Origin of the sequence: Caballeronia sordidicola (genome assembly GCF_000729995.1) — a bacterium.
GTDB lineage: Bacteria > Pseudomonadota > Gammaproteobacteria > Burkholderiales > Burkholderiaceae > Caballeronia > Caballeronia sordidicola_A.
Window position 1 is genome coordinate 182,909 of record NZ_JNFG01000018.1, and the last position, 14,447, is coordinate 197,355.

Annotated in this window: 16 protein-coding genes; 5 read left to right on the forward strand and 11 right to left on the reverse strand. The window is 59.4% G+C overall.

Translation table 11 applies throughout. From position 1 onward, the window contains the following. Positions 1-2: 2 nt before the first annotated feature. The 4 genes from rpsR to FH08_RS0118645 form a co-directional block, all read right to left on the reverse strand. Positions 3-278 (reverse strand): 30S ribosomal protein S18, encoded by a 276-nt coding sequence (gene rpsR / locus FH08_RS0118630; RefSeq protein WP_031359787.1) that lies wholly within the window; start codon positions 276-278, stop codon positions 3-5. 2 nt (positions 279-280) lie between these two features. Beyond that, a complete protein-coding gene (priB, locus tag FH08_RS0118635) occupies positions 281-580 on the reverse strand; it encodes a primosomal replication protein N (RefSeq protein ID WP_031359788.1) in 300 nt (99 codons plus the stop codon). A gap of 43 nt (positions 581-623) precedes the next feature. Beyond that, positions 624-1,025, reverse strand: coding sequence for a 30S ribosomal protein S6 (gene rpsF, locus FH08_RS0118640; RefSeq protein WP_031359789.1), 402 nt, complete (start codon positions 1,023-1,025; stop codon positions 624-626). 174 nt (positions 1,026-1,199) lie between these two features. Next, the gene (locus FH08_RS0118645; RefSeq protein ID WP_031359790.1) at positions 1,200-2,111 is read right to left on the reverse strand and encodes a LysR family transcriptional regulator; all 912 of its coding nucleotides are present in this window, start codon (positions 2,109-2,111) and stop codon (positions 1,200-1,202) included. Positions 2,112-2,254: 143 nt separating this feature from the next. Here FH08_RS0118645 and gcl point away from each other — a divergent pair, with 143 nt between their 5' ends. From gcl to lysM, 4 genes are all read left to right on the forward strand, one after another. Beyond that, on the forward strand, positions 2,255-4,030 hold the full coding sequence (gcl, locus tag FH08_RS0118650) for a glyoxylate carboligase (RefSeq protein WP_031359791.1): 1,776 nt from the start codon (positions 2,255-2,257) through the stop codon (positions 4,028-4,030). A 15-nt stretch (positions 4,031-4,045) separates the two neighbouring features. Further along, positions 4,046-4,849, forward strand: coding sequence for a hydroxypyruvate isomerase (gene hyi, locus FH08_RS0118655; RefSeq protein ID WP_031359792.1), 804 nt, complete (start codon positions 4,046-4,048; stop codon positions 4,847-4,849). Positions 4,850-4,867: 18 nt separating this feature from the next. After that, the gene (gene glxR / locus FH08_RS0118660; protein ID WP_031359793.1) at positions 4,868-5,749 is read left to right on the forward strand and encodes a 2-hydroxy-3-oxopropionate reductase; all 882 of its coding nucleotides are present in this window, start codon (positions 4,868-4,870) and stop codon (positions 5,747-5,749) included. 298 nt (positions 5,750-6,047) lie between these two features. After that, positions 6,048-6,548 carry a peptidoglycan-binding protein LysM gene (lysM, locus tag FH08_RS0118665; protein ID WP_031359794.1) on the forward strand — a complete coding sequence of 167 codons (501 nt, stop codon included), beginning with the start codon at positions 6,048-6,050 and terminating at the stop codon, positions 6,546-6,548. Positions 6,549-6,639: 91 nt separating this feature from the next. Here lysM and FH08_RS49530 read toward each other — a convergent pair whose 3' ends face one another. Beyond that, entirely contained in the window at positions 6,640-7,251 is a 612-nt protein-coding gene (locus FH08_RS49530) for a hypothetical protein (RefSeq protein ID WP_051888358.1), read from the reverse strand. Between the two features lie 619 nt (positions 7,252-7,870). Between FH08_RS49530 and FH08_RS0118680 the strand changes: the two genes are divergently transcribed. Then, positions 7,871-8,329: a GNAT family N-acetyltransferase gene (locus FH08_RS0118680; RefSeq protein WP_031359797.1), complete on the forward strand. Its 459-nt coding sequence runs from the start codon at positions 7,871-7,873 to the stop codon at positions 8,327-8,329. Positions 8,330-8,367: 38 nt separating this feature from the next. On the opposite strand, the gene FH08_RS0118685 is transcribed toward FH08_RS0118680, so the two are convergent. From FH08_RS0118685 to FH08_RS0118710, 6 genes are all read right to left on the reverse strand, one after another. Further along, complete coding sequence (locus FH08_RS0118685) at positions 8,368-9,372, reverse strand: asparaginase (protein WP_031359798.1); 1,005 nt, start codon at positions 9,370-9,372, stop codon at positions 8,368-8,370. A gap of 56 nt (positions 9,373-9,428) precedes the next feature. Continuing rightward, a complete protein-coding gene (locus tag FH08_RS0118690) occupies positions 9,429-10,355 on the reverse strand; it encodes a CysB family HTH-type transcriptional regulator (RefSeq protein ID WP_031359799.1) in 927 nt (308 codons plus the stop codon). Positions 10,356-10,379: 24 nt separating this feature from the next. After that, positions 10,380-11,438 (reverse strand): sulfate/molybdate ABC transporter ATP-binding protein, encoded by a 1,059-nt coding sequence (locus FH08_RS0118695; protein ID WP_031359800.1) that lies wholly within the window; start codon positions 11,436-11,438, stop codon positions 10,380-10,382. A gap of 15 nt (positions 11,439-11,453) precedes the next feature. Then, positions 11,454-12,389 carry a sulfate ABC transporter permease subunit CysW gene (cysW, locus tag FH08_RS0118700; RefSeq protein WP_051888359.1) on the reverse strand — a complete coding sequence of 312 codons (936 nt, stop codon included), beginning with the start codon at positions 12,387-12,389 and terminating at the stop codon, positions 11,454-11,456. After that, on the reverse strand, positions 12,386-13,282 hold the full coding sequence (gene cysT / locus FH08_RS0118705; protein ID WP_031359802.1) for a sulfate ABC transporter permease subunit CysT: 897 nt from the start codon (positions 13,280-13,282) through the stop codon (positions 12,386-12,388). Before cysT ends, cysW begins: the two co-directional genes overlap by 4 nt. Before the next feature lie 179 nt (positions 13,283-13,461). Beyond that, positions 13,462-14,427, reverse strand: a complete 966-nt coding sequence (locus tag FH08_RS0118710) for a sulfate ABC transporter substrate-binding protein (RefSeq protein WP_063771212.1) — start codon at positions 14,425-14,427, stop codon at positions 13,462-13,464. Positions 14,428-14,447 lie beyond the last annotated feature (20 nt).

Consider the following 14,447-nt stretch of genomic DNA (forward strand, 5'->3'; position numbering starts at 1 on the left):
GATTAGGCCTTGTGCAGGTCGGTGTACGGCAGCAGCGCGAGAAAACGAGCGCGCTTGATAGCCGTATCGAGCTGACGTTGGTAGTGAGCCTTCGTTCCTGTCAGACGAGCCGGCGTGATCTTGCCGTTCTCACCAACGAAGTCCTTCAGCGTTTCCGTGTCCTTGTAGTCGATGGTCTCGACATTAGCCGCGGTGAAACGGCAGAACTTCTTGCGCTTGAAGAGCGGGTTTTGTTGCTGACGACGTTTGTCGAATTTCTTACCAGTCGGGCGGGGCATGTTCAGTCCTTTCCAATATCCTGCAATTCTGTGATGTGAAACACCAGGGTTCGCGCGTTGCGGCTTTTCTTCGCCATAAAGCCCGTGAAGAGCGTTTCTACGCCCATGACGAGGCCTTCCAGCTTGCCGCTCGCAGCACCGGCCGCGACCGCCGGGAGAGTCAATTCGATTTGGCGGGCAATGCCCGCTTCGACGACTTCCGTACGGTGATGCAACGTGCAACTCGCTATGGGGACGCCGGCGGGGGTGTACCGCACCGGTTCTCGCTCCACAACGCTTGCTGTCAGTTGCAGCCGGTTCACTTGATTCCTGGTGACGCGACGACTTTAAAAGTCGCCTACTCGATTAGTTTGCCTGCGAGCTTGCGGCCGGAGCTGCATGAGCTTCAGTCGACGGCTGGCTGGCCGCCTTCTTGGCTTCTTCGCGGTGAACTTCCTTCATCATCGGCGACGGGCCGGTTTCGGCCTTCTTCAGCTTGACGATGAGGTGACGCAGCACAGCGTCGTTGAACTTGAACGCGTGTTCCAGTTCTTCGAGCGTTTCCTGGCTGCATTCAATGTTCATGCACACGTAGTGAGCCTTCGCAAGCTTCTCGATCATGTAAGCCAGCTGACGGCGGCCCCAATCTTCGATGCGATGGATCGAACCACCGTGAGTTGTGATCGTGGTCTTGTACCGTTCGATCATGGCGGGCACTTGCTCGCTCTGATCCGGATGCACGATAAATACGATTTCGTAATGACGCATTGTTACTCCTTGAGGATATAAAGCCACCCGGGCGTCGGACCGGTGCGGCAAGAGAGAAGCCAGCGATTATAGCGAGATACGGCCGGCCACACAACTGATTTACGCATTTCGCGTATTACTTCCGCTGTGTTTTCAATGGCTTAGCGCTTATGCGGGCCTGATAGGCCCGGAAAGTCACCGTTCACGGCTCCAATAATCCGGCTGCGCGTAGATTTTCTTCAAATAATCAATGAAGTAGCGCACTTTGGCCGGCACGTAGCGCTGCTGCGGATAGACCGCGAGGATGTCGTAATCGGGCAGCGCGAACTCGTCCAGGACGGTTTCCAGTTCGCCATTGGCCAATTGCCGCTGGATTTCCCAGGTCGAGCGCCAGCCCAGCCCATGACCTTCCGATACCCACCGGTGCAGCAATTCGCCGTCATTGCAATCCAGGTTGCCCGAAACCCGCACCGTCGCAAGTTTGCCGTTGCGACGGAAATACCAGCCGCGATTCTGGCCGCCTTGCAAATTGAACGCGAGACAGTTGTGGCGCGGCAGGTCATCGAGCGATTTCGGCTTGCCGTGCTTCTTGAAATACGCCGGTGTGCCGCAGACCACCCGGCGGTTATCGGAGAGCTTCACGGCAACGAAGTTCTGGTCGACCGCCCCGCCAATACGGATCGACAAGTCGTAACCCTCGCGGATCAGATCGGCTACACGGTCGTTCAGGTTGAACGACATCTGTAGCGCGGGTTTATCGACGAGAAAGCCCGGCGCGTGCGGCGCCACGTGCATTCGGCCAAATGCCGCCGGCGCCGAGACGATCAGGTGGCCATCGACAGTGCGCTGGCCATCGGCGAGTTCGTCTTCCGCCTGATTCCAGTCCGCCAGCAGTCCACGGCAGCGCTCGAGGAACGCCGCGCCCTCCTCGCTTACCACTAGACGGCGCGTGGAGCGGTACATCAGCTTGACGCCCAGACGCTTCTCCAACGCATCAATACGCCGCCCCAAAATGACTGGCGACACCCCCTCCTCCAGCGCCGCCGCAGCCAGGCTGCCGGCCTCGGCGACCTTCACGAACGTCTCAATCTGCCTGAAGCGGTCCATTTTTGGTGCCTCCGTTCCATACTTTTTGTATCGGATCAAACGACTCTGGCTGATCTTATCAACACTCCGGCATACGCATAAAGTCCCATTAACGACATTGCGCAAGGGCGCGATGCAGCAGAACACAATGGAAGGAGACACTCATGACCAAGATGCGAGCAGTCGACGCAGCCGTTCTCGTGCTGGAAAAAGAAGGCATCGAAATGGCGTTCGGCGTTCCGGGCGCGGCAATCAACCCGTTCTACTCCGCCCTGCAACGGGCTGGCAGCATCGGCCACGTGCTGGCGCGCCACGTGGAAGGCGCGTCGCATATGGCCGAAGGCTATACGCGGGCGGCGCCGGGCAATATCGGTGTGTGTATCGGCACGTCGGGCCCGGCGGGAACGGACATGATCACCGGCTTGTATTCCGCTCAGGCCGATTCCATCCCGATCCTCGCGATCACGGGTCAGGCGCCGCGTGCGCGTCTTTATAAAGAAGACTTCCAGGCCGTCGATATTGAATCGATCGCGAAGCCCGTGACCAAGTGGGCCGTGACCGTGCGCGAACCGGCGCTCGTGCCGCGCGTGTTCCAGCAGGCATTCCACCTGATGCGCTCGGGCCGTCCGGGTCCGGTGCTGGTCGATCTGCCGATCGACGTGCAACTCGCGGAAATCGAATTCGATATCGACACGTACGAACCCCTGCCCGTCTACAAGCCGAAGGCAACACGCGGCCAAGTCGAGAAAGCGCTGGCAATGCTGACGGCATCCGAGCGCCCGTTGATCGTCTCCGGCGGCGGCGTGTTGAACGCGGCGGCCGAGGATCTGCTGGTCGAGTTCGCTGAAATCATGAACGTGCCGGTGATCCCCACGCTGATGAGCTGGGGCGCGATCCCCGACGACCATCCGTTGATGGCCGGCATGTGCGGTTTGCAAACGGCGCATCGCTATGGCAACGCTTCGATGCTCGCATCCGACTTCGTGCTCGGTATAGGTAATCGCTGGGCGAACCGTCACACGGGCAGCGTCGAGGTGTATACGAAGGGCCGTACGTTCGTGCACGTCGACATTGAACCGACCCAGATCGGCCGCGTGTTCGGCCCGGATCTCGGCATTGTGTCCGACGCCAAATTCGCGCTCGAATTGTTCGTCGAAGTGGCGCGCGAATGGAAGGCCGCGGGCAAGCTGAAGGATCGCGGCACGTGGGTCGGCGAGTGCCAGGAACGCAAGCGCACACTGCATCGCAAGACGCATTTCGACAACGTTCCGATGAAACCGCAACGCGTCTACGAAGAGATGAACAAGGTCTTCGGCCGCGATACCTGCTACGTCTCGACGATCGGTCTTTCGCAGATCGCCGGTGCGCAGTTCCTGCATGTGTACAAAGCGCGCAACTGGATCAATTGCGGTCAGGCCGGCCCGCTCGGCTGGACCATTCCGGCGGCGCTCGGTGTTCGCGCAGCGGACCCGCAACGGCCGATCGTCGCGCTCTCGGGCGATTACGACTTCCAGTTCATGATCGAAGAACTTGCCGTTGGCGCGCAATTCCGTCTGCCGTATATCCACGTGGTCGTGAACAACTCGTACCTCGGCCTGATCCGTCAGGCGCAACGCGGCTTCGAGATGGACTACTGCGTTCAGCTCGCCTTCGAGAACATCAACGCGCCTGACTTGAACGGTTATGGCGTTGATCACGTCGCGGTGGCCGAAGGGCTCGGTTGCAAGGCCGTGCGCGTCTTCAATCCGGAAGACCTCGCGCCCGCTCTTCGCAAGGCTCAGGGAATGCTCGCGGAATTCGGCGTGCCGATCATCGTTGAAGTGATCCTGGAGCGTGTGACGAACATCGCGATGGGCACGGAGATCGATGCGATCAACGAATTCGAACCGCTTGCCGAAAGCGAGCAGGACGCACCGACGGCCATCGCGCACAACGCCTGAGAGAGAACCAAGATCATGCCGAAATTTGCTGCAAACCTGACCATGCTGTTCAACGAAGTACCGTTCCTCGACCGCTTTGCGGCGGCAGCTGAAGCGGGCTTCGAAGCGGTTGAGTTCCTGTTTCCGTATCCGTACTCGGCGGCTGATTTGCGTCAACGTCTCGACGCCAACAACCTTCAGCTCGTGCTGCATAACTTGCCGGCCGGGAATTGGGAAGGCGGCGAGCGCGGCATCGCGTGCTTGCCCGATCGAACGGAAGAATTTCGTGAGGGCGTAACGCGGGCGATCGAGTACGCGAAAGCGCTGAACGTGCCGCAGCTGAATTGTCTCGTCGGCATTCCGCCGGCTTCGGTGAGCCGCGAGGAAGCGCGGGCAACCATCGTCGAAAATTTGAAGTTCGCGGCCGCCGCGTTGAAGAAAGAAGGCATCAGGCTGCTGGTCGAGCCGTGCAATCACTTCGATATCCCCGGCTTCGCGCTAAACCGGTCGCAGGAAGGACTCGACGTGATTCGCGACGTGGGTTCAGACAACCTGTTCCTGCAATACGACATCTATCACATGCAGCGCATGGAAGGCGAACTGGCTGCGACGATCAAGCGCAACCTGCCGTCGATTGCGCATATTCAACTGGCCGATAACCCGGGCCGCAACGAGCCGGGCACGGGCGAGATCAACTATCCGTTCCTGTTCTCGCTGCTGGACTCAATCGGCTACGACGGCTGGATCGGTTGCGAATACAAACCGCGCGGCACGACTGAAGCCGGCCTTGGCTGGTTGCAGGAACTGGCTGGCTGGAAGTCTGCGCGAGCAGTGGCATAACTGGAGGAGACACACGTAATGGCAACAATCGGATTTATCGGCCTGGGCATCATGGGCGCGCACATGGCGCGCAATTTGAAGAAAGCCGGCCACTCGCTGGTGCTGAACGGCGCGTACCCCGTGCCGGACGACCTACGCTCGCTTGGCAAGGTGGTCGCGAGCTCGACGGACGTCGCGCGAGCCAGTGAAATCATCGTCATCATGGTGCCGGACACGCCCGACGTTGCTAACGTCCTGTTCGCCGACGACGGTGTGGCGCAAGGTCTGGAAAAGGGGCAGCTCGTTATCGACATGAGCTCCATCTCGCCGATCGAAACGCAAGCGTTCGCAAAGAAAATCAATGCGCTCGGTTGCGATTATCTCGACGCACCGGTGTCAGGCGGTGAAGTCGGCGCGCGTGAAGCGTCGTTGACGATCATGGTCGGCGGTCCGGAAGCGGCGTTCGAACGAGCAAAGCCGCTCTTCGATGTCATGGGCAAGAACATCACGCTCATCGGCGATAACGGCGCAGGACAAACCTGCAAAGTCGCGAACCAGATCATCGTGGCGCTGAACATAGAAGCGGTGGCCGAAGCGTTGCTGTTTGCGTCCAAATCCGGCGCGGATCCCGAGCGGGTGCGGCGTGCGTTGATGGGCGGTTTTGCCGCATCGCGGATCCTGGAAGTTCATGGTGAACGCATGACGAAACGTACGTTCAATCCGGGCTTTCGAATCGAATTGCATCAGAAGGATCTGAACCTCGCGCTGGAAAGTGCAAAGAAACTGGGTGTCGCTTTGCCGCATACGGCGAGCGCGCAGCAGTTGTTCAGCGTGTGCGTGGCGAACGGTGGCCGCGAGTGGGATCACTCAGGAATGGTGAAGGCGCTGGAACTGATGTCGAATCATCAGGTTACCGAATGAACTGCTTGAAAGCCGGCTGACGCCTACGTATTGCTATACGCATTGCCGGTTGCAGAAAGAGCAATAAAGCGGGGTCCGTCAAGCGGCGCCCGGTAATGACGTGGAAGCCTTGGTCGGTCAGACGTCATTGCCGGGTGTCCGCATTGCCGGATCTTTCTTCGTTTATTTGCTCAAGAAATGCCCATCCACAAAGTATGACAATTCCATCGGTGGAATCCGAGAACTAACGCTTAGTTCTGGAGACTAAATGGCTCGGCTCGATCAAGCCGATCTACCCGGTTATTACAGGAGTTGCAACATGGGCATTCTCAGTTTCATCAAGGACGCTGGCGAGAAGTTATTCGGCGCTGTTTCGACCACAGCTAAAGCAGCGCCCGCCGGCGCCACTCCACCGGTTGATATCGCCGCGCTCAACAAGACGGCTGGCGACGCAATCGCAGCGTATATCCGCGCGCAAGGCTTGAACGCCGACAACCTGCAAGTCAGCTTCGACGGCGCGTCGCATACGGTCACGGTGAGCGGCCAGGCCGCCGATCAGGCGACGAAGGAAAAGATCCTCGTGGCAGCGGGTAACGTGCAGCATGTGGACAAGGTCGACGATCAACTCACCGTACCGACCCCCGCCCCCGTTTCGCAATTTCATACGGTGGCTTCCGGCGACAATCTCTGGAAAATCGCTGACAAGTACTACGGCAACGGCGCGAAGAACGACGTGATCTTCGAAGCCAACAAACCGATGCTCAAGAGCCCGGACAAGATCTACCCAGGACAGGTTCTGCGGATTCCCGCGCTGGCTTGACGACAGGTTGAATGCTTGAATAGAAACGCGACCCGAGGGTCGCGTTTTTGTTTCGGGGTCAACAGGTACCGCCAAGATTCGCCGTGTGGCCTTAACGAATGATCCGTTGTCGAAGCGTTGCGTTCTGGACCGTCCGGCTGATCGACAGCATCTGGAAAAAGCCGTGTATGCCTGCCCTCAACTCGTCCGCGTGTTCGAACTCCAGGTAAGTTACCTCACATAAATCATCGAGCTCCCGAATCAGCGTCGTTTTGATCGGAGCATGCTTCCAGACAAGAAACAGGATCGGGGAGCATCGCCCCTTGAAAATGTGGTAGCTGAGTTCAAAGGCGCTGCTCTCGCTCATACCCACCCTGATATTGATCATGACATCGGCCTGATCCAACAGTTTCAGCCGATAGTCACGAAAGTTCTTCGGCGTAAATGGCAGTTGACGATCACGCTCAAACGATTCTCTGAAGGTATCCGCACTTTCAGCGCTGGTGCCGGTGAGATAGTTGAAGGGACAGCGTGAGTCATTGGCGGTGTCGATAATTTGCAGTATCTGTTCGATCAAGCGCTGCTGCGTCTGACCCGACTCGGTGAACGGTTGCCTGATGAATAGCCTAAGTGGAGTACCGCCCACGGAAGAGTCGGGACTGTCGGTTCCCAGCGTTGTTTGCGCGAGCGACCGATGTAGCTCCTGCAGCGAATACACAGCCATGGGATGTTTCATCACCTATCCCGTCCATCTGGGTTGCGAGCCGACGATACCTATTTTTAATTTCTAAAAATCAAAACATTAAATAGGATACCGAAATATGTAAAAGCGATAGAAACAGATCTCAAATCCTGACGAGTCGTGATCTATGTCACCGCCAGCAAACCGCTTCGCTTTTCCGACTGATCTTAAGAACTATCACACTCGAAAATTCTGGCTCAAGTCTAGTGCATGGATGCGCACTCTCAAAGGGAATTTAACGACCATTTCGGTGCATCGAAATGTCATCGTGACAATGGTTTCATTGACTGGATCCTGACGTTTAAAAACTTGTTCGTATATCTAACGAAAAACCCTTGTTTGCGGGTTTTAATTGCATTTCCTGAATCACCCATCAATCCTTGTGTGACATGCCGCCCATGCGCCCATGTTCTCCTGGCAGCATCGACATCGAAACGCGCGAACCCACCGTTGCCTTCGCCGTCAATTTCACTCCCGGACGCCTCCGTCGCGTGGCTCCTGGAAAACAAGCCCCGCTGGATCTTTTTGCTTTTGTTGAAGCGATCTATGATCTCCAACACTATTTCGCAATATTCCAATCACATTCAGGAAACGCACGACCATGACATCGACAACTCCTATTGAGATCAAATCGGTGGCCGTTGCCGACTTCGATGCGTGGTTGGCGTTATGGCGCGGTTATCAGGCGTTCTACAAAACCGATATCCCCATGGATACGACCCTGCGCACATGGGTACGCATGCTCGATCCCGCGGAGCCGGTATTCGGCGCATTGGCGGTCATGGATGGCCGTGTAGTCGGGATGGTGCACTGGATCATGCATCGGTCGTGCTGGACCGCAGGCGACTATTGTTATCTGCAGGACTTATACGTGGAACCGGATATTCGCGGAGCCGGGATTGGACGCAAGCTCATCGAACATGTCTATGCCAAGGCTGCTGAAGCGCAGTGCTCGCGAGTCTGGTGGTTGACTCATGAAACCAATACCGACGCGATGCAGTTGTATGACCGCATCGCGGACCGGTCGGGGTTTGTGCAGTATCGGAAAATGCTGGGATGATAGAAAGCTGACGCCGGAGGTCCGGCGCATCTCTACGATCAATATGTATCGAATACGCTTTGCAAATCTGCCGGGGCAGTGCCCGCCGCCAACGCCAGCATCAGCAGCACGCGCGCCTTATACGGGTTCAAAGCGCCTGCGGTGATCGAGCCGAGCGCATCGTCAGGCGCCGCGCCGTTGCGCATCACATGTCCCGCTCCCACCCTCGACGACCGAACCACCGCCACGCCGTGTTTGGCGGCATCGGCAAGGGCGTGTTGCAGCGTCGAATGAATCGAGCCGTTGCCCGTCCCTGCAATCACGAGCCCTTTGACACCCGAGGCAACGAACGCATCGATAGCCGCTCGCGACGCCCCAGCATAACTCGTCACGATCTCGACCGCGGGCAGGTCAGCGGACATCTGGAACGGGCTATGCACCGTGTGCGGCTTCACCACTGAACGCTGGAATTCCACCTGCCCGTCCTGCACCCAGCCGAGCGCACCGCTATCGGGTGAGCGGAAGGCATCGACGGCATAGGTGCTTGTCTTCGTAACGTCGCGGGCGCAGTGGATCTGGTTGTTGAACGCGACCAGCACGCCCTGCTTCCAGGACGTCGGGCTTGCCGCGACCGTTACCGCGTTGAGAAGATTCAGCGGACCATCGGCGGATAAAGCCGTCGCCGGGCGCATGGCCGCCGTCAGCACAACCGGCTTCTCGCTTTTAACTGTGAGATGCAGCAGGTAGGCGGTTTCCTCGAGCGTATCGGTGCCGTGCGTGATGACGACGCCGTCAATATCGTCCTGCGCCAGCAACGCATTCACTCGCTCGCAGAGCGTGGCCCACAGCGCCGGCGTCATATCCTTGCTGTCGATGCTCGCTATTTGCTCGGCCTGGATCTGCGCGACTTGCGAGAGCGAAGGCACTGCGCCTAGCAGTTTATCGACACCGACTACGCCGGCCTTGTAACCCGATGTTTTCGCGGCATCGCCGGCCTCGCCCGCGATGGTTCCGCCGGTAGCCAGCACCGCGATCCGCGGCAATGAAGTGTGTGAGGAGTTCATGGCCGTGATTGTAGCGGAGCGGCGGCTGCCTGATTCTTAAGCCGTCTTTTCAGACCTTAGGCAGCTTCCCGCAATTGCGCCGCGATCTGCGCTTCGTCGAGTTGCGGCGCGAACATCTCGATCAACCTGTACGCATACGCCCGCAGGAAAGCGCCCTTCCTCAAACCCACGCGCGTGGTGCTGGCTTCGAACAGATGCTGCGTGTCGAGCGCGACGAGTTCGGTATCGCGTTTCTCGTCGAAGGCCATCGCCGCCACAATACCGATGCCCATGCCCAATTCAACATACGTCTTAATGACATCGGCATCGATAGCGGTCAGCACCACGTCCGGCAGCGCGCCCGCTTTCGCAAACGCCTGGTCGACATGCGAGCGGCCGGTGAAATCATGGTCATAGGTGACGATCGGATATTCGGCGATCTCATCGAGCGTGATGTTCTGGCGGCCGACTAGCGGATGCCCCTTCGGCACGACCACCGTGTGATGCCACGTGTAGCAAGGGAACGTGACGATATCCGGATACCGGTCAAGCGCTTCCGTCGAGATGCCGATATCCGCCTCGCCGTTGATGATCATCTGCGCGATTTGTTGCGGGCTGCCCTGACGCAGCGCGAGATGGACTTTCGGGAACACTTCCGTGAACTGGCGGATCACCTTGGGCAGCGCGTAACGCGCCTGCGTGTGGGTGGTCGCGACCACCAGATGGCCGTTGTCCTGATCGGCAAACTGGCGCGCCACGCGGCGCAGGTTCTCGGCATCGAGCAGCATGCGCTCGATCACCTGATGCACCTCTTTGCCCGGCTCGGTCAGGCCCGTCAAACGCTTGCCGCGTCGAATGAAGATATCGACGCCGAGTTCGTCCTCGAGATCCTTGATCTGCTTCGACACACCCGACTGCGATGTGTAAAGCACGTTTGCGACTTCCGTCAGATTCATGTTCTGCCGGACGGCCTCGCGCACGAAACGCAATTGCTGGAAGTTCATGTCAGCCTCTCTTTTTCAGTTTGCTTAATGCGCCGGGAACACGCGCAGTACACGCGGCACGGCGGTCACGCCATCGCCGATATTCAGATTCAATCCACGCCAGGTTTCGCGATCCAGTTCCGCCTCCAGCACGTTGCCTTCAGCGCCTTCCAGATCCACACGCACCGAACCGCCCAGCGTCACGACACGGCGGACATCGACCACGATGCCATCGCGATGACCAGAAGCCGTAGGGAACAGCGTCAGGTCATGCGGGCGCACATAAGCGAACGCCGGACCCGCGAAATTTGCTTCGGTCGCGATCGGTTGCGCGGCGCCCTGCGCCACAAAACCGTTCGCATCCACGCTGCCCTTGAGCCGGTTTGCAGCGCCAAGGAACTCGTACACGAATGAAGTCTGCGGATGGTCGTAGACGTCTTGCGGACTGCCTACCTGCTCCACATGACCGCGATTCAACACCACGATCCGGTCAGCAACTTCAAGCGCTTCTTCCTGATCGTGCGTGACGAAAATTGTCGAGATATGCAGGTCGTCGTGCAAACGCCGCAGCCAGCTACGCAGTTCCTTGCGAACCTTGGCGTCGAGTGCGCCGAACGGTTCGTCGAGCAGCAGCACCTTCGGTTCGACGGCCAGCGCGCGGGCCAGCGCTATCCGCTGCCGTTGTCCACCCGAAAGCTCCGATGGAAACCGTTGCGCCAGCCAGTCAAGCTGCACGAGCTTCAGCAATTCATGCACTTTCTCGCGAATCACCGCTTCGGACGGCCGCTCCTTGCGCGGTTTCACGCGCAGGCCGAACGCCACGTTCTCGAACACGGTCATGTGGCGGAACAGCGCGTAATGCTGGAACACGAAACCGACCTGCCGCTCGCGCGCGCCCACGGCCGCCACGTCCTCGCCGTTCAGCACGACCGAACCGGCGTCCGCGTATTCCAGCCCCGCGATCACGCGCAGCAGCGTGGTCTTGCCACATCCCGACGGACCGAGCAGTGCGACCAGCTCGCCCGACGGGAAGTCGAGCGACACGTTATCCAGCGCGACGAAATCGCCGAAGCGCTTCTGCAAATTGCGAACGATGATGCTCATGGTGATCTTCGCCTTCTAGTTCTGGAGTGACACTGACGCAGCGGACACATCGGCGGGCCTTGCCTGCACCGCTTCAATCGACTGCGACATGCGGCGTTCGGCGAGCAGCTTCAGGCCGAGCGTGACCAGCGCGAGCAGCGCAAGCAGCGACGCCACGGCGAACGCCGCCGAAAAGTTGTATTCGTTGTAGAGGATTTCTACATGCAGCGGCATGGTGTCGGTCTGTCCGCGAATATGGCCCGATACCACCGATACCGCGCCGAACTCGCCCATCGCCCGTGCGTTGCAGAGAATCACGCCGTATAGCAAACCCCACTTCACGTTCGGCAGGGTCACGCGACGGAAGATCTGCCAGCCTGACGCGCCGAGCACGTGAGCGGCTTCTTCCTCGTCGTTGCCTTGCGCCTGCATCAGCGGGATCAGCTCGCGCGCAACAAACGGGAACGTGACGAAGATAGTGGCGAGCACAATGCCGGGCACCGCGAAGATGATCTGCACGTTGTGGTCGATGAGCCAGGGGCCGAACCAGCCCTGCGCGCCGAACATCAGCACATAGATCAGGCCCGAGACGACCGGTGACACCGAAAACGGCAAATCGATCAGCGTCGTGAGGAAGGCCTTGCCGCGGAATTCGAACTTCGCGATCGACCAGGACGCCGTCAACCCAAACACCACGTTCAGCGGCACGGCGATGGCGGCGACGATCAGCGTGAGCTTGATGGCGGACCACGCATCGGGATCCTTCAGCGAATCAAAGTAATAGTCGACGCCCTTGGCGAACGCTTGCGCAAACACGGCAACGAGCGGCACGACGAGAAACAGCGCCAGGAAAATCAGCGCGATGGCGGTCAGCGCCCAGCGCACAACGCGCGGTTCGGTAACCGGATCAAGCCTGTGCTCGGTCTCACGGGGCGTGGTGTCATCGACACTTTTCTGGTTGACGGTGCTCATGCTTTCGCCCCGTCAATATGCAGTGCACCGGCCGAAGCAGGCGCGGGTCCGGCTCCGCCGCGGCTCGTGCGCCGTTGCAGGAACCATTGCAGCGTGTTGATCAGCAGCAGCATCAGGAACGATACGCACAGCATCACCACGGCAATAGCGGTCGCGCCGGCGTAGTCGTATTGTTCGAGCTTCGTGATGATCAGCAGCGACGTGATTTCGGACTTCATCGGCACATTGCCGGCGATGAAAATGACTGACCCGTATTCGCCCAGCGCACGCGCGAACGCGAGCGCGAAACCGGTCAGGATCGCTGGAAACAGCGACGGCAGCACCACGCGGCGAAACGTCAGCCAGCGCGTGGCGCCAAGGCACGCAGCCGCTTCTTCCTGCTCGCGCTCGAAATCTTCCAGCACGGGCTGGACGGTGCGCACCACGAACGGCAAGCCGATAAACGTCAGCGCCACGAGCACACCCAACGGCGTGAACGCCACCTTGATCCCGAGCGGAGCGAGAAACTGGCCTATCCAGCCATTGGGCGCATATACCGCGGCGAGAGCGATGCCGGCAACCGACGTCGGCAACGCAAACGGCAGATCGACGACAGCGTCCACCACGCGCTTGAACGGGAATGTGTAGCGCACGAGCACCCACGCGACCAGGAAGCCGAACACGGCGTTGATCAGCGCGCCGCCGAGAGCCGCCGTAAACGTCAGCCGATACGACGCCATCACGCGCGGCGACGTGACCGCGCGCACGAACGTCGCCCAATCGAGCGTGGCCGTCTTGGCAAACGTCGCGGCGAGCGGAATCAGCACCACGAGGCTCAAATACGCCACCGTGATGCCGAGCGTCAGGCCAAAGCCCGGCAGTGCGCTGGGCTTGCGGAAAGTGAAAGTCGTCATGCGTGAATCATCCAGTTCCGGCGCGCCGCGGGGACGGCGCTTCGGGGTCGAGCTTCGGGTTGGTTTCATGGCCATCTATGCGGCCGTAGTGTTGTTTCAAGCTTCTTTACGACTACAGCATCGCGAGCGCATGAGCGCCGGCGATGCTGTCCTTCATGCCGCCATGCTTATCGCGACACTTACTGCGGCTGATAGATCGAATCGAACACGCCGCCATCGGCGAAATGCGTCTTTTGCGCCTTGGTCCAGCCACCGAACGAGTCGTCGATGGTGTAAAGCTTGATCTTCGGGAACTGCTTCGTCAGCGCGGCGGGAACTGCCGTGGAACGCGGCCGATAGAAATTGCGCGCCGCGATCTCCTGACCTTCCTCGCTATACAGATACTTGAGGTAAGCCTCAGCCAGCTTGCGTGTGCCATGACGATCCACGACCTTGTCGACAACTGCCACTGGCGGCTCAGCCAGGATGCTCACCGACGGCACCACGATCTCGAACTTGTCCGAGCCAAATTCCTTCAACGACAGGAACGCCTCGTTTTCCCAAGCGATCAGCACGTCGCCCTGCCCACGCTGCACAAAGCTGGTGGTGGCTCCCCGAGCGCCGGAATCCAGCACGCCGGCATTCTTGTAGAGCTTGGTCACGAAGTCCTTGGCGGTCGTCTCGTTGCCGCCCGGCAAATGTTCTGCATACGCCCATGCTGCGAGGTAGTTCCAGCGCGCGCCGCCAGACGTCTTCGGATTAGGCGTCACGATGGACACGCCCGGCTTGAGCAGGTCTGGCCAGTCCTTGATCTGCTTCGGGTTGCCCTTGCGCACGAGGAACACGATCGTCGATGTATAAGGCGACGCGTTGTCCGGCAAACGCTTCTGCCAGTCCTGGGCGACCAATCCCTTGGCTGCGAGCGCATCGATGTCGTAGGCCAGCGCCAGCGTCACCACATCGGCTTGCAAGCCGTCCAGAACCGAGCGCGCCTGACCGCCGGAGCCGCCGTGCGATTGCTTGAACGTGACGGTTTCACCCGTTTCAGCCTTCCATTTCTTGCCGAAAGCCTGGTTGAACTCCTGGTAGAGCTCGCGCGTCGGGTCGTACGACACGTTCAGGAACGACGTGTCCGCGTGCGCTTGCGAAATCGTTCCCGCGATCATCCCGGTCGCCGACGCTGCCC